The organism is Bradyrhizobium sp. MI1.4 (assembly GCF_055811315.1).
The window spans coordinates 1-18,230 of record NZ_JBVVPP010000067.1 but is presented as its reverse complement, the minus strand read 5'-3'; the positions used below and the strand labels follow the sequence as shown (position 1 = coordinate 18,230).

The 18,230-nt window shown below is 63.9% G+C and carries 18 protein-coding genes and 1 tRNA gene; 11 read left to right on the top strand and 8 right to left on the bottom strand.

What is annotated here, in order from left to right:
- Positions 1 to 52: 52 nt before the first annotated feature.
- Both AC0L23_RS36275 and AC0L23_RS36270 read right to left on the bottom strand, forming a co-directional pair.
- A complete protein-coding gene (locus AC0L23_RS36275; RefSeq protein WP_473358129.1) occupies positions 53 to 1,711 on the bottom strand; it encodes a tyrosine-type recombinase/integrase in 1,659 nt (552 codons plus the stop codon).
- A gap of 88 nt (positions 1,712 to 1,799) precedes the next feature.
- Positions 1,800 to 1,886 (bottom strand) — tRNA-Leu (locus AC0L23_RS36270).
- A 163-nt stretch (positions 1,887 to 2,049) separates the two neighbouring features.
- Between AC0L23_RS36270 and AC0L23_RS36265 the strand changes: the two genes are divergently transcribed.
- Positions 2,050 to 3,015, top strand: a complete 966-nt coding sequence (locus AC0L23_RS36265; protein WP_018455737.1) for a complex I NDUFA9 subunit family protein — start codon at positions 2,050 to 2,052, stop codon at positions 3,013 to 3,015.
- A gap of 33 nt (positions 3,016 to 3,048) precedes the next feature.
- On the opposite strand, the gene AC0L23_RS36260 is transcribed toward AC0L23_RS36265, so the two are convergent.
- Positions 3,049 to 3,855, bottom strand: coding sequence for an undecaprenyl-diphosphate phosphatase (locus tag AC0L23_RS36260; RefSeq protein ID WP_026233013.1), 807 nt, complete (start codon positions 3,853 to 3,855; stop codon positions 3,049 to 3,051).
- A 170-nt stretch (positions 3,856 to 4,025) separates the two neighbouring features.
- Between AC0L23_RS36260 and AC0L23_RS36255 the strand changes: the two genes are divergently transcribed.
- The 3 genes from AC0L23_RS36255 (at position 4,026) to AC0L23_RS36245 (ending at position 6,855) form a co-directional block, all read left to right on the top strand.
- On the top strand, positions 4,026 to 4,718 hold the full coding sequence (locus tag AC0L23_RS36255; RefSeq protein WP_018455735.1) for a glutathione S-transferase family protein: 693 nt from the start codon (positions 4,026 to 4,028) through the stop codon (positions 4,716 to 4,718).
- The gene (gene queG / locus AC0L23_RS36250) at positions 4,667 to 5,857 is read left to right on the top strand and encodes a tRNA epoxyqueuosine(34) reductase QueG (protein WP_018455734.1); all 1,191 of its coding nucleotides are present in this window, start codon (positions 4,667 to 4,669) and stop codon (positions 5,855 to 5,857) included. The genes AC0L23_RS36255 and queG overlap by 52 nt, the downstream gene beginning before the upstream one ends.
- Before the next feature lie 200 nt (positions 5,858 to 6,057).
- Positions 6,058 to 6,855, top strand: a complete 798-nt coding sequence (locus AC0L23_RS36245; RefSeq protein ID WP_085349918.1) for an acyl-CoA thioesterase domain-containing protein — start codon at positions 6,058 to 6,060, stop codon at positions 6,853 to 6,855.
- Positions 6,856 to 6,872: 17 nt separating this feature from the next.
- On the opposite strand, the gene AC0L23_RS36240 is transcribed toward AC0L23_RS36245, so the two are convergent.
- On the bottom strand, positions 6,873 to 7,340 hold the full coding sequence (locus AC0L23_RS36240; RefSeq protein WP_018455732.1) for a nuclear transport factor 2 family protein: 468 nt from the start codon (positions 7,338 to 7,340) through the stop codon (positions 6,873 to 6,875).
- A gap of 144 nt (positions 7,341 to 7,484) precedes the next feature.
- Complete coding sequence (locus tag AC0L23_RS36235) at positions 7,485 to 8,297, bottom strand: alpha/beta hydrolase (RefSeq protein WP_085362038.1); 813 nt, start codon at positions 8,295 to 8,297, stop codon at positions 7,485 to 7,487.
- A 243-nt stretch (positions 8,298 to 8,540) separates the two neighbouring features.
- Between AC0L23_RS36235 and infC the strand changes: the two genes are divergently transcribed.
- On the top strand, positions 8,541 to 9,080 hold the full coding sequence (gene infC / locus AC0L23_RS36230; protein ID WP_085349942.1) for a translation initiation factor IF-3: 540 nt from the start codon (positions 8,541 to 8,543) through the stop codon (positions 9,078 to 9,080).
- Positions 9,081 to 9,197: 117 nt separating this feature from the next.
- Here the strand turns inward: infC and AC0L23_RS36225 are convergent, their stop codons facing one another.
- Positions 9,198 to 9,602 carry a hypothetical protein gene (locus tag AC0L23_RS36225; RefSeq protein WP_085385562.1) on the bottom strand — a complete coding sequence of 135 codons (405 nt, stop codon included), beginning with the start codon at positions 9,600 to 9,602 and terminating at the stop codon, positions 9,198 to 9,200.
- Between the two features lie 270 nt (positions 9,603 to 9,872).
- Here AC0L23_RS36225 and rpmI point away from each other — a divergent pair, with 270 nt between their 5' ends.
- Together rpmI and rplT are read left to right on the top strand one after the other, a co-directional pair.
- Positions 9,873 to 10,073 (top strand): 50S ribosomal protein L35, encoded by a 201-nt coding sequence (rpmI, locus tag AC0L23_RS36220; protein WP_007598540.1) that lies wholly within the window; start codon positions 9,873 to 9,875, stop codon positions 10,071 to 10,073.
- 81 nt (positions 10,074 to 10,154) lie between these two features.
- Complete coding sequence (gene rplT / locus AC0L23_RS36215; RefSeq protein ID WP_007598538.1) at positions 10,155 to 10,514, top strand: 50S ribosomal protein L20; 360 nt, start codon at positions 10,155 to 10,157, stop codon at positions 10,512 to 10,514.
- A gap of 1 nt (position 10,515) precedes the next feature.
- Here the strand turns inward: rplT and AC0L23_RS36210 are convergent, their stop codons facing one another.
- Positions 10,516 to 10,926, bottom strand: coding sequence for a hypothetical protein (locus tag AC0L23_RS36210; protein WP_473358128.1), 411 nt, complete (start codon positions 10,924 to 10,926; stop codon positions 10,516 to 10,518).
- 150 nt (positions 10,927 to 11,076) lie between these two features.
- Between AC0L23_RS36210 and pheS the strand changes: the two genes are divergently transcribed.
- From pheS to AC0L23_RS36195, 3 genes are read left to right on the top strand one after another with little or no spacing between them, the layout of a single operon-like run.
- Positions 11,077 to 12,159, top strand: a complete 1,083-nt coding sequence (pheS, locus tag AC0L23_RS36205) for a phenylalanine--tRNA ligase subunit alpha (RefSeq protein WP_026233010.1) — start codon at positions 11,077 to 11,079, stop codon at positions 12,157 to 12,159.
- A complete protein-coding gene (gene pheT, locus AC0L23_RS36200; protein ID WP_085362040.1) occupies positions 12,156 to 14,564 on the top strand; it encodes a phenylalanine--tRNA ligase subunit beta in 2,409 nt (802 codons plus the stop codon). The genes pheS and pheT overlap by 4 nt, the downstream gene beginning before the upstream one ends.
- Before the next feature lie 22 nt (positions 14,565 to 14,586).
- A complete protein-coding gene (locus AC0L23_RS36195; protein WP_018455726.1) occupies positions 14,587 to 15,357 on the top strand; it encodes a sulfite exporter TauE/SafE family protein in 771 nt (256 codons plus the stop codon).
- A gap of 142 nt (positions 15,358 to 15,499) precedes the next feature.
- Here the strand turns inward: AC0L23_RS36195 and AC0L23_RS36190 are convergent, their stop codons facing one another.
- Positions 15,500 to 16,888, bottom strand: coding sequence for a flavin monoamine oxidase family protein (locus tag AC0L23_RS36190; protein WP_085385564.1), 1,389 nt, complete (start codon positions 16,886 to 16,888; stop codon positions 15,500 to 15,502).
- A 191-nt stretch (positions 16,889 to 17,079) separates the two neighbouring features.
- On the opposite strand from AC0L23_RS36190, the gene AC0L23_RS36185 reads away from it, so the two are divergent.
- Positions 17,080 to 18,048, top strand: a complete 969-nt coding sequence (locus AC0L23_RS36185) for a YiiX/YebB-like N1pC/P60 family cysteine hydrolase (protein ID WP_085362042.1) — start codon at positions 17,080 to 17,082, stop codon at positions 18,046 to 18,048.
- The last annotated feature ends 182 nt before the right edge of the window (positions 18,049 to 18,230 follow it).

Here is an 18,230-nt window from a genome sequence, read left to right as displayed (position 1 = left end):
GGTGGGCCCTTAGGTGACCTTGCAGGTCCGAAGGTTCTGTAAGCTGCGTGGCTTATGCGACATCAATGGCCGGAAACCGGGCGATAGCGTTCGCCTTAGCCTTGATGGTCACGTCGCCGTAGCCCTCCGAGACATTGCGCGGTGCATGCCCCTGAATAGCATCCAGAACGCGCGTCTCAACGCCCTGCTCAATGCCAACCGTCTTGAAGCGATGGCGCCAACCGTGGCTTGGATCAACGTTCTTATCCTTGACCACCTCACGCACGAACTCATTGACCTTGTTACGCGCCGTCTTGACCGCGTTGCGCACGCCTAACTCACCGGCCTTGGGGTTGATGAAGAGATAGCCGCCCTTCGACTTCCCAAAGAATTCCAAGAAGCCTTCCTCAACGACCTGCCGATGGAGCACGACGTCACGCGCTTCATCCGTCTTCACCGGCCCCGCTTCCGGGGTCACATGGAGCACCCAGAGCTTGCCTTCGCGGCGAATGTCCTCCTTGCGAATCTGGATCATCTCACCCACGCGGGCGCCCGTGAAGGCACACAGCCACGGCACCCACCGCTTGGCCGCTGCCAGCTTGGGGGCTTCCCGACCGGGCACGAACTCGCGGGCATGCTTCAGGATGGCTGTAGCCTCCGAATCATAGAAGCCTTTGGACCGGAGCTTGCGCGACTTGCCGACCTTGATGGTTATGCCTTCGGCCGGATTGCTTGGGAGCCGCCGATTGACGACCGCCCAACCGAACACCGTCTTCATGCCCGCGAGGTCACTGTCCTTCACGGTTTTCGGGCTCACGCCGCTTTGCACTCGATAGTCCTTAAAGCGAACGATATCCTCGGGCGTCACCCGGCTCGCCGTGTCGTGCTTCAGGAATGTGACGAGCCGCGCCATCGAGTTGCGATAGCTTTCATAGGTGCTCGGCTTGCGACCGGCCCGCTTGGCTTCCTTCCACCAGTCCTCGACAAGTCCGGTAAGGGAATTCTTGGAGGCGCCCGGCTTTGGCTTGTCCTTCGACGCGTCTACCGGGGCCTGCCACTCGGGAAAGCGAGCGGCCTTTGGGTCGAGCGAATAGTCTCCCCCTGCATTCCGTTGGCGGCTCGCGAAGGCGTCACGCAGCGCCATCCAAAAGGCGGTGAGCAAGAGAGCGCGCGTTTCTCCATCCACTCGGCGGATGCCCTTGGTCAGCAAGAGGCGGCCCACGAGAGGGCCAAGCGGCTTCTCCAAGTGCTTGGGGTCGCCATCCTTGCCGACCTTCTCCCACATCGCGACGACGGCCGCCCATTGCACTTCCTGCTCTTCCTGGCTGTCGGTATCTCGCGCCCAGCCAACTCCGGGCGTGTGCACCATGGCGACACTCCGGGCGCGGCTCTCGCTGTCCGCCCAAACGCGATAGAGTTCGCCCGCCAAGGCCGTCGCCTGTCGGTGGCTCAGATGCAGGGGTGCATCATTGCGGAGAGCTTGCCAGACACCCTCCAGATAGGCCGCCGCAATTGCGTTAAGCGTCTTGGCCTCACTGGGATCGGCAGTGCGGAGGGAGAAACGAATGGCTTGGGTGCTCTCGCTGGGCGTCACGAAAACGAAGCTATCGCCCAGCGGGATTGCGAGTGCGACACCGATTACTTTGCGGCGGACATCAGCGGGGATGCGCTGAGCGAACCACTTGTTTTGAGACCCGTCCCGGCGCATCGGCCGAACAACCCTGAACAGCAATGTTACACCCCATTGTTACACAGTCGGGGCCAACGCAACACTCTGATTGGGCTTATCTATCTGGATTTGTTTGATATCCAGAATTGTATGGTGCCCAGGAAAGGACTCGAACCTTCACGGCCGTTAAGCCACTGGCACCTGAAGCCAGCGCGTCTACCAATTCCACCACCTGGGCATGCCGGTTAGGCACGGAGGCGGTTACTACGGTTCGGTGACGCGGTTGTCAATTCATGCTTGAACCCCGCTTCGGGATGCGGATTGCGCATCGCAAACCGGCCCGATACAAGCCTGACGAGACGCACTCTTCCCGCAGGATATGGACCCCAGGAATGGATCCCATGGCATCGAATCTGGACACGCTCGTCACGGTTTTCGGCGGATCGGGGTTTTTGGGCCGGAATGTCGTCCGCGCGCTGTGCCGGCGCGACTACCGGGTCCGGGTCGCGGTGCGGCGGCCGGAGCTGGCCGGGTACCTCCAGCCCTCCGGCAAGGTCGGGCAGGTCCACACCGTGCAGGCGAATGTCCGTTATCCGGCCTCGATTGAGGCGGCACTGCGTGATTCGCAGATCGTGATCAATCTGGTCGGCATCCTCGCCGAGGGTGGCGCGCAGAGTTTTGACGCCGTCCAGGCCAAGGGCGCCGAGACCATCGCCAAGGCGGCCGCGGCCGCGGGGGCACAGCTGATCCATGTCTCGGCGATCGGCGCCGACGCGGAATCGCCCTCGCGCTATGCCAGGGCCAAGGCGGCCGGAGAAGCCGCGGTCCTGGCCGCGGTGCCGTCGGCGACGATCTTCCGCCCCTCCGTGATGTTCGGCCCCGAGGACCAATTCACCAACCGCTTCGCGGCGCTGGCGCGGATGTCGCCGGTGCTGCCGCTGATCGGCGGCGACACGAAGATGCAGCCGGTCTATGTCGGCGACGTCGCCACCGCGGTCGCGGATGCCGTCGACGGCAAGGCCAAGGCGGGCGCGACCTACGAGCTCGGCGGCCCGGAAGTCCTGACCATGCGCGAGATCATCGAGGCCATTCTCGCGATTGCCGATCGCAAGCCGATGCTGATGCCGCTGCCGTTTGGCCTCGCCCGCTTCAAGGCCAACTTCCTGCAATTCGCGCCGGGCGCGCTGAAGCTGACGCCGGACCAGGTCACGCTGCTCGCGCGCGACAATGTCGTGTCGGACGCGGCGAAGGCCGCTGGGCTAACGCTGGAAGGCCTCGGCATCGCGCCCGACTCGCTTGAAGCGATCGCCCCGCAATATCTCTGGCGTTTCCGCGCCGCCGGGCAATTCCAGCGCAAGAGCGCGTAACCATCCCCGCAGTCAATTGTTTGAAGTTCGGGGTTACCGCCCCAGTGCCAGCGCGATCAGGCCGAGGGTGCCGACGATCACGCGCCACCAGGCGAACACCACGAAGCCGTGGCGGGTGACGTATTCCAGGAACGTCTTCACCACGATGATGGCGGTGACGAACGACACCACGAAGCCGATCGCGACGATGCCCATGTGGTCCATCGTCATCTCGGAGCGGTTCTTGTAGAAATCGTAGGCGAACGCGCCGATCATGGTGGGAATGGCGAGGAAGAACGAGAACTCCGCCGCCGCGCGCTTATCGGCCCCGAGCAGCATGGCGGAGACAATGGTTGCACCGGAGCGCGACACGCCCGGGATCATCGCCAGACACTGCGCGATACCGATGTAAAGATACATCAGCAGCGGAAACCGGGTGGCGTCATGCTCGCGCGCCTTGAGATCGAGCTTGTCGACCCAGAGCAGGATGGCGCCGCCGACGATCAGCGAGAAGCACACCACCCAGGGATTGAACAGCAGACTCTTGATGTATTTGCCGCCGACGAGACCGACGATGACGGCGGGAAGGAACGCCACCAGCACGCCGATCACGAAGCGGCGTGCATAGACGTCACCCGTGAACATCCCGATCGCGACGTCCCACAATTTCTTGAAGTACAACACGACGATCGCGAGGATCGCGCCGAGCTGGATCAGGACCGTAAACGAATCCCAGAACGCGCCTTCGCCGAGATGGAAAAAGCGCTCAGCAAGCAGCAAATGGCCGGTCGAGGACACGGGAAGGAACTCGGTCACACCCTCGATGATGCCGAGGATCACTGCCCGTATTGCATCTGACATATTTACGGTCCATTTCGGCTGGAAAAGCGGGGCTCTTCTCGCCCATCCGCTCCCTTGCTGCAATCGCAAAATGCGGCGTCGCGCCCTTGCTTCGCGGTTTTGAATGACTAGTGTGGCGCCGCACAAAACATTGATGGATTCTTAAGCACCATCACATAGTCAAAGGCTTCATGTTTACGCTGTTTCATCATCCGTTCTGTCCGCATTCGCGGTTCATCCGCCTGATCGCGGGAGAATACGGGCTTGAGCTGAAGCTGATCGAAGAGCGCAGCTGGGAGCGGCGCGAAGCATTTCTGCTGCTCAATGCGGCGGGCACGACGCCCGTCCTGGTGGACGACGAGCAGCCGCCGATCCCGGGCGCGGCGATCGTCGCCGAATATGTCGACGAGGCCTATGGCTCTGAGATGGGACTTAAGCGCCTGATGCCGGACACGATCGGCGAGCGCGTCGAGGTCCGCCGGCTGATGGCCTGGTTCAACGAAAAGTTTTTCGAGGAAGTCTCCCACCCGCTCGTCACCGAGCGCATCTACAAGCGCTTCATGAGCGAGGACAACGGCGGGGGCCCGCCCTCGGCCGACGTGATGCGCGCCGCCAAGGCAAACGTGCGCTATCATCTGGCCTATATCGGCTGGCTGGCGCAGACGCGTAATTTCCTCGCCGGCGACCGGCTCACCTACGCGGATCTCGCCGCCGCGGCGCACCTCTCGGCGATCGACTATCTGGGCGACGTGCCATGGAGCGAGGACGACGCGGCAAAGGCCTGGTACGCACGGGTGAAATCCCGCCCGTCGTTCCGTCCGCTGTTGAGCGAATGGCTGGCGGGCGTGCCGGCGTCGCGGACCTACGTGGACCTGGACTTCTGAACTCCGATCCGACCGAACTGAAGACGGCGCTGGCAAACGAAGCACGTGCGCTCGGCTTCGACTGCATCGGCATTACGGAGCCCGGCACGATCGAAAGCGCCGGAAAACACTTTCTCGAATTCATCGCATCCGGCGGCCATGGCGACATGGACTGGCTCGCCGCGCAGCCGGAGCGCCGGGTCGATCCCCGCGGGCTGTGGCAGGACGTGCGCAGCGTCATCATGCTCGGCGTCAATTACGGCCCCGACCAGGATCCGCTCGCGATCCTGCAACAGCGCACGCGCGCGGCGATCTCGGTCTATGCGCAGGGCGACGACTATCACGACCTCATCAAGAAGCGCCTGAAGGCACTGGCGCGATGGCTGGTCGCGACCGCAACTTGTGAGGTGAAGCCTTGCGAAGTGAAAGTATTCGTCGACACTGCGGCCGTGATGGAGAAACCGCTGGCGCAAGCCGCGCATCTGGGCTGGCAGGGCAAGCATACCAATCTGGTCTCGCGCGAATTCGGCTCATGGCTGTTTCTCGGCGCGATCTACACCACGCTGGAACTGCCGCGCGACGACGCCGAGATCGATCATTGCGGCTCGTGCCGGGCGTGCCTCGACATCTGCCCGACCGCGGCCTTTCCCGCGCCCTACAGGCTCGATGCGCGGCGCTGCATCTCGTATCTCACCATCGAGAACAAGGGCCCGATCCCGCGCGAATTTCGTAAAAGCATCGGCAACCGCATCTATGGTTGCGACGATTGCCTCGCCGCCTGTCCCTGGAACAAGTTCGCGCAGGAGGGCCGTGAGGCCAAGCTCGCCGCACGTGACGCTTTGCGCGCGCCAGGTCTTGCCGAGCTCGCACGGCTCGACGACGCTGCGTTTCGCGCGCTGTTCACCAAATCGCCGGTGAAACGCATCGGCCGCGACCGCTTTTTGCGCAACGTGCTGATCGCGATCGGCAACTCCGGTGATGCGGCACTGGCGGACGAGGCGCGGCGATTGCTGGAGGATGAGAGCGCGCTGGTACGCGGGGCTGCGGTATGGGCGCTGGGGCAGTTGGTGCCGCGGGATGAGTTCGAAACGATGAGAGCAACCGCCATAGCGCGCGAGCGTGATGACGGCGTGCGCGAGGAGTGGGAGCTCGCTTCCTAATCCTCGGTGTCATGCCCCGGCTTGACCGGGGCATCCAGTACGCCGCGGCCTATCGATTCAATCACGAGCGCCGCGGAGTACTGGATCGCCCGGTCAAGCCGGACGATGACACCGTTGTTGTGGTAAGAGCGCTTCGCGCCTCCTCACCACGAGGATTGAGCATCTTGATTTCCCCGCACGTTCCTCCAAGCTCGCGCGTCATGACAAACATGCCTTTCTTCACCCGCGACGGCGACACATTCCACCCGACGGAAGTCGCCAATGGGCCGTGGGATCCGACATCGCTGCACGGACGCGTCATCGTCGGCCTGCTCGGCTTCGCCATCGAGGAGCGCCATTCCGGTCCTGAATTCGTGCCGGCGCGGCTGACCGTCGATATGTTTCGGCTGCCCACCATCGACAAGCCGATCGAGGTGACGACACGGCTGGTGCGCGACGGGATGCGCATCCGCGTCGTGGAAGCAGAGTTCTTTTCCGGCGGCATCGGCATGGCGCGCGCCTCGTCCCAGCTGTTACGGCGAACGCAGAATCCCGACGGCAATGTCTGGTCGCCGCCGAACTGGGACGTGCCGAAGCCGGCCGACATTCCCAAGCCGACCGATCCCAGGCTCGGCATGAACGGCAAATGGACCACGCGACCCATCGTCGGTCACATGGGCTCGCTCGGGCCACGAAAGCTCTGGATGAGCGAGGTGCGCGAGCTGGTCGCGGGCGTGCCGATGACGCCGTTCGTCCATGTCGCCACCGGCGCGGACTTCGCCAGTCCGTTCGCGAACGCCGGCGACAAGGGGCTCGGCTACATCAACAGCGACGTCACGATCTATCTGCACCGCCTGCCGGTGACGAACTGGATCGGCTTCGAGGTGGTGAACCACCAGGCCACCGACGGTGTGGCGATCGGCGAATGCTGGCTCTATGACGAGCAGGGCCCGATCGGCACCGCCACTGTCGCGGCGCTGGCGCAGCGCAAGCCGATGGTAAATCCGTCGAAGCGGTAGGTGCGCAAGAACGACGGCTAACCCAAATGTCGCTTCATCTCCGGCCGCGCCTTGAGCTCCGCGCCCTGTCTGGCGACGATCTTCGCAATCCGTTCCGGCGCAAACTTCAAATCGACAAACGCCGGCGCGGTGTTGGCGACCTCGTGATAGCTGACGATCCTTCCGTCCCGGAGCGTCATGATCGCCACGCCCTCGAACATCGCCCGCGCGCCATCAGCCTCCGGCAAGATCGAGCGATAGCTGAACGTGTAGCGCGCATAGAGCGTGGTGCCGTTCGACACCGGGTCGTGCATGTCCCAGCGAAAGTCGGTCGCCGTGCGATAGAACCAGTCGTCGATCATCGCGGCGATCTTCTCGCGGCCGGCGAAGGCGCCATAGAACACGTCGTGATAGACGCCGTCCTCGGTGAAGAGATCCGCAAAGGCTTTTCCGTTGCGTTGTTCGACGGCGTCGCAGAAGGCGCGCAGCATGGCGGTGGTGGTCATCGGCGATTCTCCCCTCCCATTCTCAGTCATGCCCCGACCGGGGCATCCAGTACGCCGCGGCTTCTCGGCTTGAGCACGAGCGCCTCTGGAATACTGCATCGCCCGATCAAGTCGGGCGATGACACCGAGTGCTAGGTGACGATTTCACCCGATCTCGGCCACGGCGGCAAGAATGCGGGCGATGTCCTGCGGGCGCGAGAGGCGGTGATCGCCGTCCTGGATCATGGTCAGCACGACGTCGTCGGCCGGCAGGCGATGGGTCAGGGCGAACGCGTGCTGCCAGGGCACGTCAGGATCCTGCGCACCTTGCAGGATGCGGACGGGACAGCCGAGATCGATGGCGCTGCCGAGCAGGAGGTGGTTGCGTCCCTCCTCGATTAGATTCCGCGTGATCGGATAGGGCAAGCCGTCGCCATAGTTCGACGGTCTCAGCCAGACGCCTTTGGTCTCGATTTCTTTCTTCACCGCGGCCGGAAAATTCTTCCACATCAGCTCCTCGGTGAAATCGGGCGCCGGCGCGATCAGCACCAGGCCCGCCAGCGAGGCTTTGGCTTGCAGTTTCTTTTGCCGCTTTTTGATCTCGCGCGCGAGCAGCAGCGCCATCCAGCCGCCCATGGACGAGCCGATCAGGATTTGCGGGCCGTCGCAGAACCGCTCGAATACCGCGACGCTTTCCTCGAGCCAGCGCCCGATGGTTCCGTCGACGAAATCGCCACCGGATTCGCCGTGGCCGGAATAATCGAACCGGACCACGGCGCGGCCGTGATCCCGGGCCCATTCGTCCAGCGCCACGGCCTTGCTGCCCTGCATGTCCGACTTGAAACCGCCGAGCCAGACCAGCCCAGGTCCTTGACTTGATTCTTGGGCCGCGCGGCGGCGCGCCGCGATCCGGCGTGCGGACGGGCCTTCGCCCACATCGATGAAGTCGAGCACGGCATCGGGAATTGGGTGATTCATGGAACGTTTACTCTGGCTGTGCGGTTTGAGCTGTCCGGACGTGCTCCGCAGCGCAGCCGGACGTCGTCATTGGCCCTTTGGGACGCTTGCGGAACAGAAGCAAGGTGTCTATGTCCCTCTGCGTGCCCCGCCGTGGCCAAAATGCCTCGCATTTGTTTCGACCGCCGCACGAGCGATTGCTTGCCGGCAACCGTATCTTCCTGCAAAATAGCCGCCTCTTTTCATAACTTTGGAGAACCACCCATTCGCCGTCCAAATAAAGCCCCGCCCACTGCCGCCAAAGACGGGCCGCGCATCAATGACGATATTCGCAATGCGCAGATCCAGCTGATCGATCAGACCGGTGACAACAAGGGCACCATCGAGACCGTCGCGGCTATCCGCTTGGCCCAGGAAGCCGGCATGGATTTGGTCGAGATCTCGCCGAACGTCAGCCCTCCCGTCTGCAAGATCATGGACTACGGGAAGTATAAGTATTCCGCGCAGAAAAAAGCCGCCGAAGCCCGCAAGCGGCAGAAGATCGTCGAGATCAAGGAGATCAAGCTCCGCCCGATGATCGACGACCACGATTACGAAGTGAAGATGCGCGCCATGCAGCGGTTCTTCGAAGAAGGCGACAAGGTCAAGATCACCCTGCGCTATCGTGGCCGCGAAATGGCGCACCAGGAGATCGGCACCAAGCTGCTCGACAAGATCAAGACCGACGTCGCCGAGCTCGCCAAGGTGGAGCAGGACGCGCGGTTCGAGGGCCGTCAGGTCGTCATGGTGCTGGCGCCGCGCTGACGCTGGTTCTTTAGGCTGAAGAATTCAACGGCCCGTCCGGATCTCCGGCGGGCCGTTTTGTTTTTTTGCCTCTCCCGCTTGCGCAAGAGAGAGCGCACCGTCCTCTGGAGGCGATAATTACGTCCTCGTCGCATGCCAGGTGCCGCTGCACTGATCGCCGGAGATGATACCCCTCCACGAACCGGCGCCGTTCACGCCAGCGAGGCGGCCGCCGCCGCTGGCATGGGAGGCCCCGACCGAGACCTGGACCGCGACGGTACCGCTGCGATTGACCTTGCCGGAGACCCGACCGCCGCCGGCGGACGACACCCGGCTGCCGGTGACGGTGAAGGGGACGCTGTAGCCCGAGCTGCAATTGCCGCGGGTGGTGGCGAAGGTGACGTTCCAGACGCCGTCATAGCCGCGGATGCGCGCATTGGCACTCGACGGACACGCGGCCATGGCGAGCACGGCCAACAGCGCCAGGCAGCGCGGGCGAGCGACATCAGTCAAGGACGACAGCGTTTGGGAAAAAGGGGGCATTCTGGTCCTGCTCCGGGTCACACGGCTCGGACATGAGGTTAGCAATTCCGGATAGTCGCCGGCTAGGTTCCACCGGTTCATCGTTGCCAATTCGCCCGTCCTCTGTCATAAGCCCAGCCTTCATTGCCCGGCTGATTAAGGGCTGCCGTGGCGGTGTCCGTGCGGGTTTCGCGCTTGTTCGTAAAACCTGAGCACAATCAACGCTCTAACGAGCATTTTGACGGCCAGCCGCCTTTGCGGGCGGATTGCTATGGCCATTAGGAGAGCCAAATGCCCAAGCTGAAGACCAAATCGGGCGCTAAAAAGCGCTTCAAGGTGACTGCCACCGGCAAAGTGATGTTCGCGCATCGTAGCAAGCGTCACGGCATGATCAAGCGGACGAAGAAGCAGATCCGGCAGCTGCGCGGCACCGCCGTGCTGTTCAAGACCGACGGCGACAACGTCAAGAAGTACTTCTTGCCGAACGCCTGATCGCGTCCACGATCATTGCCACCCGCGCCGCGGCTTTCGCGGCGATCCGAACATCAAGTCATCTTTCGAAGGATTTTTGTCATGGCTCGCGTCAAACGCGGTGTGACCGCCCACGCCAAGCACAAGAAAGTCTACAAGGCCGCCAAGGGTTTCCGCGGCCGCCGCAAGAACACGATCCGCACCGCCAAGCCGGCGGTCGAGAAGGCTCTCGTCTATGCCTTCCGTGATCGCAAGCGCAAGAAGCGGACGTTCCGCGCGCTCTGGATCCAGCGCATCAACGCCGCCGTGCGTCCGTTCGGCCTGACCTACAGCCGCTTTATCGATGGCATGGCCAAGTCCGGGATCACCGTGGACCGCAAGGTGCTGTCGGATCTCGCGATCAACGAGCCCGCGTCGTTCCAGGCGATCGCCGAAAAGGCCAAGGCCGCTCTGGCGGCCTGAGCTAGCGGCCGGCTCCGCCGGCCTTCAGCGCGCGTTGCGAGTAGCGCTGGGCGACCTCCGCCCGGCAGAATGCCGTGAACGACAGATACATGGTGCCGGATTTATTCCGGTACTTCCGGTCGCACACGCGCATCTCGCGTTGGTAAGCCTGTTTCCGCACCATGTTGAGGCCGGACATGAAGTCCGCCTCGCATTTCTTCTCGACGGCGGCGCCGAGCTGGACATCGCCGCTCGCGGTCAATTGGCAATCCTGAAACACCTTCATCGCGCGTTCGCAGCCCTTCTGGGCACCGATGGTGTCGACGACCTCGTCCAGCGTCATGGATTTCTCCATGCAGACCATGGCGCGCGCCGGGTTGCTCGCGACAGAGAGAACGACGGCGAGAGCAGCCAGACCGGATCTTGAGAGCATCGCGAAAGTCTCCTCGTATCCTCCTTGGTGCCAGCCTCCCGCGCGAGGTTCAACCCAGCCGCTCGTCAGCCCGAATGACCGGCTTTTCGCTTGACGTTACGGCCTTCGGGCGGCGACAACCCAGCCGAATTTGGCAGCAGGGATTTGACCGTGTCCGACCTCGCAATGCTCGAAACATCCATCCTCGACCACATCGCCGCAGCCGGCGATGAGGCCGCCCTCGAAGCGGTGCGCGTCGCAGCCCTCGGCAAGAAGGGTTCGATCTCGGCGCTGCTTGCCACGCTCGGAAAAATGTCCCCGGACGAGCGCAAGACGCAAGGCGCCGCGATCAACCAGGCCAAGGACAAGGTCACTGAGGCGCTCGCGGCGCGGCGCGACGTCCTGAAATCGGCGGCCCTCGACGCGCGGCTTGCGTCGGAAACCATCGACGTCACCCTGCCGCTGCGCGATGCGCCGGCCGAGGCCGGTCGTATCCATCCGCTGAGCCAGGTCTGGGACGAGCTGACCACGATCTTCGCCGACATGGGATTCTCGGTCGCCGAAGGCCCCGATATCGAGACCGACGACTACAACTTCACCAAGCTGAATTTTCCGGAAGGCCATCCCGCGCGCGAGATGCACGACACCTTCTTCTTCCACCCGAAGGAGGACGGCTCCCGCATGCTGTTGCGCACCCACACCTCGCCGGTGCAGGTGCGCACCATGCTGAGCCAGAAGCCGCCAATCCGCGTGATCTGCCCGGGCCGCACCTATCGCATCGATTCGGACGCGACCCACACGCCGCAATTCCACCAGGTCGAAGGCCTCGTCATCGACAAGCACTCCCATCTCGGCCATCTCAAATGGATCCTGCACGAGTTCTGCAAGGCGTTCTTCGAGGTGGACCACATCAACATGCGCTTTCGGCCCTCGTTCTTCCCGTTCACGGAGCCGTCGCTGGAAGTCGACATCCAGTGCCGCCGCGACAAGGGCGAGATCCGCTTCGGCGAGGGCGAGGACTGGCTCGAGATTCTCGGCTGCGGCATGGTGCATCCGAACGTGCTGCGCGCCTGCGGCATCGATCCCGACGAGTACCAGGGCTTTGCCTGGGGCATGGGCATCGACCGCATCGCCATGCTGAAATACGGCATCGCCGATTTGCGCCAGCTGTTCGACAGCGACGTCCGCTGGCTGTCCCATTACGGCTTCAAGCCGCTCGAAGTACCGACCCTCGCGGGAGGGCTGAGCTCGTGAAATTCACTCTCTCCTGGCTGAAGGAACATCTCGAGACCGACGAGCCCTTGGACAAGCTTGCCGAGAAGCTCACCATGATCGGGCTCGAGGTCGAGAACATCGAGGACAAGGCGAAGGCGCTGAAGCCTTTCACCATCGCGAAGGTGATATCCGCCGAGCAGCATCCGAATGCGGATCGGCTGCGCGTCTGCATGGTCGACACCGGTGATGGCGGCGCACCCGTGCAGGTGGTGTGCGGGGCGCCGAATGCGCGGACGGGTCTCGTCAGCGTGTTCTCCCCGCCCGGCACCTACATTCCCGGCAAGGACATCACGCTCGGTGTCGGCACCATCCGCGGCGTCGAGAGCCGCGGCATGCTGTGCTCGGCGGCCGAACTGCAGATTTCCAACGACCATGACGGCATCATGGAATTGCCCGCGGATGCGCCGATCGGCGCTGCCTACGCCGCATGGGCCGGCCTCGGCGATCCCGTAGTCGAGATCAACCTGACGCCGAACCGGCAGGACTGCACCGGCGTGCACGGTATCGCGCGCGACCTTGCCGCCGCCGACATGGGCAAGTTCAAGGACCCCACAATCAAGCCGATCAAGGGCGAATTCCCCTGCCCGGTGAAGGTCACGGTCGAGGACGCGGTGCTGTGCCCGGGCTTCGCGCTGCGGCTCGTGCGTGGCGTGAAGAACGGGCCGTCGCCGGAATGGCTGCAGAAGCGACTGACCGCCATCGGGCTGCGCCCGATCAACGCACTGGTCGACATCACCAACTTCATGACCTACGACCGCGCACGGCCATTGCACGTGTTCGACGCGAAGAAAGTGAAGGGCAATCTCGTGGTGCGCCGCGCCCGCGACGGCGAGACGCTGCTCGCGCTTGACGGCCGCAGCTACAATCTCGATCCCGCGATTTGCGTCATCGCGGACGAGCACGGCGTCGAATCGCTTGCCGGCATCATGGGCGGCGAGGCCTCGGGCTGCGACGAGACTACCACCGACGTGCTGATCGAATCGGCGCTGTGGAACGAGATCAACATCGCCCAGACCGGCCGCAAGCTCGGCATCAATTCGGACGCGCGCTACCGCTTCGAGCGCGGTGTCGATCCGGCTTTCATGGTGCCGGGGCTGGAGCTCGCGACAAAACTCGTGCTGGAGATGTGCGGCGGCACGCCGTCCGAGAACGTCGTGGTCGGCAAGAGCTTCGGCGACGACCGCGTGATCGATTTTCCGGTGACCGAGGTCAAGCGCCTCTCGGGCATCGAGGTGCCGATGCCGGAGATGAAGCGCATCCTGACTCATCTCGGCTTCATGATGGCGGGCCCGGGGCCCGTCGTGAAGGTCGCGGTGCCGTCATGGCGGACCGACGTGCACGGCAAGGCCGACATCGTCGAGGAAGTCGTCCGCATCTACGGCGTCGACAAGGTGCCGATGACGCCGTTCGAGCGCGGCGAGGACGCACGCAAATCCGTGCTGACCCCGCTCCAGCTCCGCACCCGCCGCGCCAGGCGCGCGCTGGCGAGCCGCGGCATCATCGAAGCGGTGACCTGGTCCTTCATCACCAAGTCAGCCGCAGAGCTGTTCGGCGGCGGCCAGCGCGAACTCGAGGTCGCCAACCCGATCGCGTCGGATTTGTCCGACATGCGCCCGACCCTGTTGGCCGGCCTGATCGCGGCGGCGCAGGCCAATGCCGATCGCGGCTTGAGCGATGTCGCGCTATTCGAGGTAGGGCAGGTGTTCAAGGGCGATCGCCCGCAGGATCAGTTCATGGCGGCAAGCGGCCTCCGCCGCGGCTTTGCGTCGTCGCAAGGTCTGGGACGACACTGGTCGGGTTCGGCGCAGGCTGACGTGTTCGATGCCAAGGCCGATGCGCTCGCGGTACTCGCCGCCGCCGGCGCACCAATGCAGGCCCTTCAGATCGTCGCGGGCGGCCCGTCCTGGCTGCATCCCGGGCGCTCCGGTACGATCCAGATCGGGCCGCAAAACGTGCTCGGCTATTTCGGCGAGATGAATCCGCGCGCGCTCGAGGCGCTCGGTGCCGGCGGCCCGCTGATGGTGTTCGAGGTGATCCTCGAGCGCATCCCCGAGGCGAAGAAAAAGCCGACCCGTGCCAAGCCCGTGATCGAGCTGTCGGCATTCCAGCCTGTGTCGCGTGACTTCGCCTTCATCGTCGACCGCACCGTGAAGGGCGGCGACATCGTGCGCGCGGCTCAGAGCGTCGACAAGAAGCTGATCACCGCTGTGAACGTGTTCGACGTCTACGAAGGTAAGGGCATCGACGACGGCAAGAAGTCGATCGCGATCGCGGTGACGATTCAGCCGCGCGAAAAGACCCTGACCGACCAGGAGATCGAGGCCGTCGCCGCGAAAATCGTGGCGGAGGTGACGAAGAAGACCGGCGGCACTTTGAGAGCATGATCATGCTCGAGAATCATAGAGCATGAATCTCACTGACTTTCTTCCAAAGGACGTCAGCCTCACCATTGCGATGGCGCTCTGCGCCGTCGCTTTCGTTTCGGGCACCGCGCGCGGCTTCTCCGGCTTCGGCTCGGCGCTGATCTTCATGCCGTTGGCGAGCAGCATCGCGGCGCCGCGTCTGGTTGCCGCGCTGCTCCTCGTGATCGATTTCGTCGCGGCCGCGCCGCTGCTGCCTGACGCCTGGCGCAAGGCCGACCGCAAGGCCACCGCCGTGATCGTGCTGGGCGCGCTGGTCGGCGTGCCCGTCGGCACCTATTTCCTCAGCGTGCTCGAACCCGTTACGACGCGGTGGATCATCTCCTGCTTCGTCGCCGCGCTGTTGCTCTTGCTGCTGTCGGGCTGGCGCTATCGCGGCAAGGACCACGCGTGGCTCTCGGTCGGCATCGGCAGCCTCTCCGGCTTCTGTAGCGGGCTCGCCCAGACCGGCGGCCCGCCGATCGTCGGCTACTGGCTCGGCCGCCCGGTCGCATCAATCGTCGCGCGCGCCAACATCTTGCTGTTCTTCGGCGCGTCGGATTTCTTCTCGATGATCAGTTACGCGACCACAGGCCTGATCTCACGCGAGTCGCTTGTGCTATCGCTCATCGTCGGGCCGGTCTATGCGATCGGCGTCGCCTTCGGTGCGTCGCTGTTCGGCCGTGCCAGCGAGAAAGTGTTTCGCGCCATCTGCTACGCGCTGATCGCGCTCGCGGTGATCGCGGGACTGCCGCTGCTGGACGGGGTGTTACGGTAAGTCTCTCCGCGAGTCGTCCTGGCGAAAGCCAGGACCCATTACCCCAGCGTTTGTACCGCGAGCTGGCCACCAAAAGTCTTCGCCAAACGACTTCTGGGGTCATGGGTCCTGGATCTGCGCTGCGCTTGTCCAGGTCAATTGCCTATTGCCGCGGCGCTCGCCGCTTCTTCGTGGACTGCGTCGGGACATCGGCCGGCTCGTCCTTGAGCGCGCCGATCTTGCGCAAGGCCGCGTCCGCGGCGCGCTCGCCGCTTTCCCAGGCGCCGTCGACGGTGCCCCAGAGCGTCTCGTGCGTGGCTTCGCCGGCGAGGAACATGTTGCCGATCGGCTCGGTCAGGATTTTTCGCGAGAACTGACCGCCGGGCGAGGCCGCCGACATCGCACCCATCACGAACGGCGAGGCATTCCAGCGCGTCACGCTGGCTTTCTGCACGGCTGCGGCGACTTCGCTGCCGAACAGCTTCGTGATCCATTCTCTGGCGAAGGCCGTCATCGCCTTCTCGCCTTGCTGGGTGAGATCACGGCCGAACGAGCCGCCGACATCGATCGAGCACAGCGAGGAGCCGCCGATATTGGCGAACATCAGCGCCGTGCGCGTCGAGTTGCTCTGCTCGATCAGGATGTCGTCGCGCGACAGGCCGAGCGGATTGCCCGGTAGCTGCAGCACGATGTGATCGTAGCTCCCGAGCGTGAGCTTTGATGCGGCATCGAGCGTGCGCTTCGGAATGTCAGGCCCGAACTTGATCGCGCCCGAGGTCAGGACATTAGTCGAGACCGTAATGATGGCCGCGCGGGCGGCGATCCTGCCGGCCTGTGTCTCCACGCTGACGTCGCGATTGCTCCAGACGATCCGGCTCGCCGGTGTCGACAGCGCGACCGGCGCCTGCTCACCCAGTTTGGTGATCAGGGTCCCCAGGCCCTGGCGGCAGGCGATCGCGGCGTTGCGATCCTGTGCACGCGCCTTGTCGATCGCAGACAGCTCCTTCAGGTCCTTGCCGGCGAAGCTCGCACCCAGCATGAACTCGGCCGCCCCGGCCCAGTCGCCGAGATCCTTCGGCAGCACCGAGGCGCAGGCGGTATCGAGCTTGCCGCGCGCGGCCTCGTCGATGGCGCGGTTGGCCCGGACCAACGCCGCCAGGAACTCCTCGGTCTCGCCGGCCCGTGCGTTGCGGCGGCCGATGCGCATCTTCTGGCCTGAGGGCGCCGGCAGAACGTCGAGCCCGGCACTGCGCGCCAGCCGGATCATCGGATTGGTGTCGGGATTGTGCATCCAGCGCGCGCCGCGATCGAACGGCGCGTCGAAGGTGGTCGTATCCGTGATGCAGCGGCCGCCGATCTGCGACGCAGCCTCCACCACCACGACCTTGCGATTGGCCGCCATGATACGCCGCGCCGCGGCAATTCCCGCCGCGCCCGCGCCGATCACGACAATGTCAGCCTCGCGCGGCAGGGTCGCGGCGGTCGCGCGCAGGACCGGCATCGCGGCAAGGCCCGCCGACGCCGATAGGAAGCTGCGGCGCGTGATTGTCATGTCATGGTTTCCGGAGACTTGCGGCAAACGGGAACAGCTAGCGAACCTTGCCGTATCTGATGTTGCGCGGCAACCATCATGGTGAATCAATCGTGCTTGATGTCACAAATCGATGAACCGAATTGCAACACGTTCCGACCATGGTAGAGAAGAGAAAAAGACGGCCGGAAAAGGCCGTGGGGGAGTTTGAAATGGGGACGGTCCTGGATTCAGTCGGCAAGCTGATTGCCGCGTACCTCTCGAAGGAGGTGCCGGGCTATGAGCCGTTCACGCCGAGCGACCCCGAGCATCTGCGCGGCGTCATCGAGCCCGGCGACGTGCTGCTGGTCGAGGGCAACAACCGCATCTCGGGCATCATCAAATATCTGACGCAGTCGACCTGGTCCCACGGCGCACTCTATGTCGGCCCGATCGAGGGTGCGGAAGAGCCCGACGGCGAGCCGCACGTGCTGATCGAGGCCAATATCGGCGAAGGCGTCACCTCCGCGCCGCTGTCGAAATATTTCCCCTATCACACCCGCGTCTGCCGCCCGGTCGGGCTGTCCTATGAGGACCGCACCACGGTCTGCCGCTATGCGATCAACCGCATCGGCTTCGGCTACGACACCAAGAACATCGTCGACCTGATGCGCTTTCTGTTTCCGCTGCCGATCCCGCAGCGCTGGCGGCGCCGCATGATCTCGATCGGCTCGGGCGATCCCACCAAGATCATCTGCTCGGCCCTGATCGCGCAAGCCTTCGACGCCGTGCGTTACCCGATCCTGCCGAAAATCACAAAGGCCGGCAGCCGCGCCGCCCGCCGCGAGATCCTGCACATCCGCGATTCCTCGCTCTACATGCCCCGCGACTTCGACATCTCGCCCTATTTCGAAGTCGTCAAACCCACCATCGTGCACGGCTTCGACTACACCGCCTTGCACTGGGCCGACAAGCAGAAGCCGCTCGAGGAGGTAGCCGGCACCTTCGGTGTGTTTCCAGAAACGTTCAGTGCGCCGCCGCTCGTTCCTGAAGCGATTGACGAAGAGGCGCCGGTTCCGGCTGAAGAAGTGATGCGTGAGGCGGCTGCGGAGATGAGCATCGCCTTCTCCGAGCATTTTGTGCTGCTGAACGATCTCGCAAAGTACCGCGCACGGGCACAGACGCGGGCGATGGCGGCGTAACTCCGCCGTCGTCCTGGCGAAAGCCAGGACCCATTATCCCAGGAAGAAGTTTGGCAAGAACCGGCCGTTCGGTACAGCTACCGCGTTCGATCGATAAACTCCGCGGTATGGGTCCCCTGAGTTCACAAACGAAGTGCAACACTTCCATCTGGAGGTGTTGCCATGGGGCGGACTTACAAACA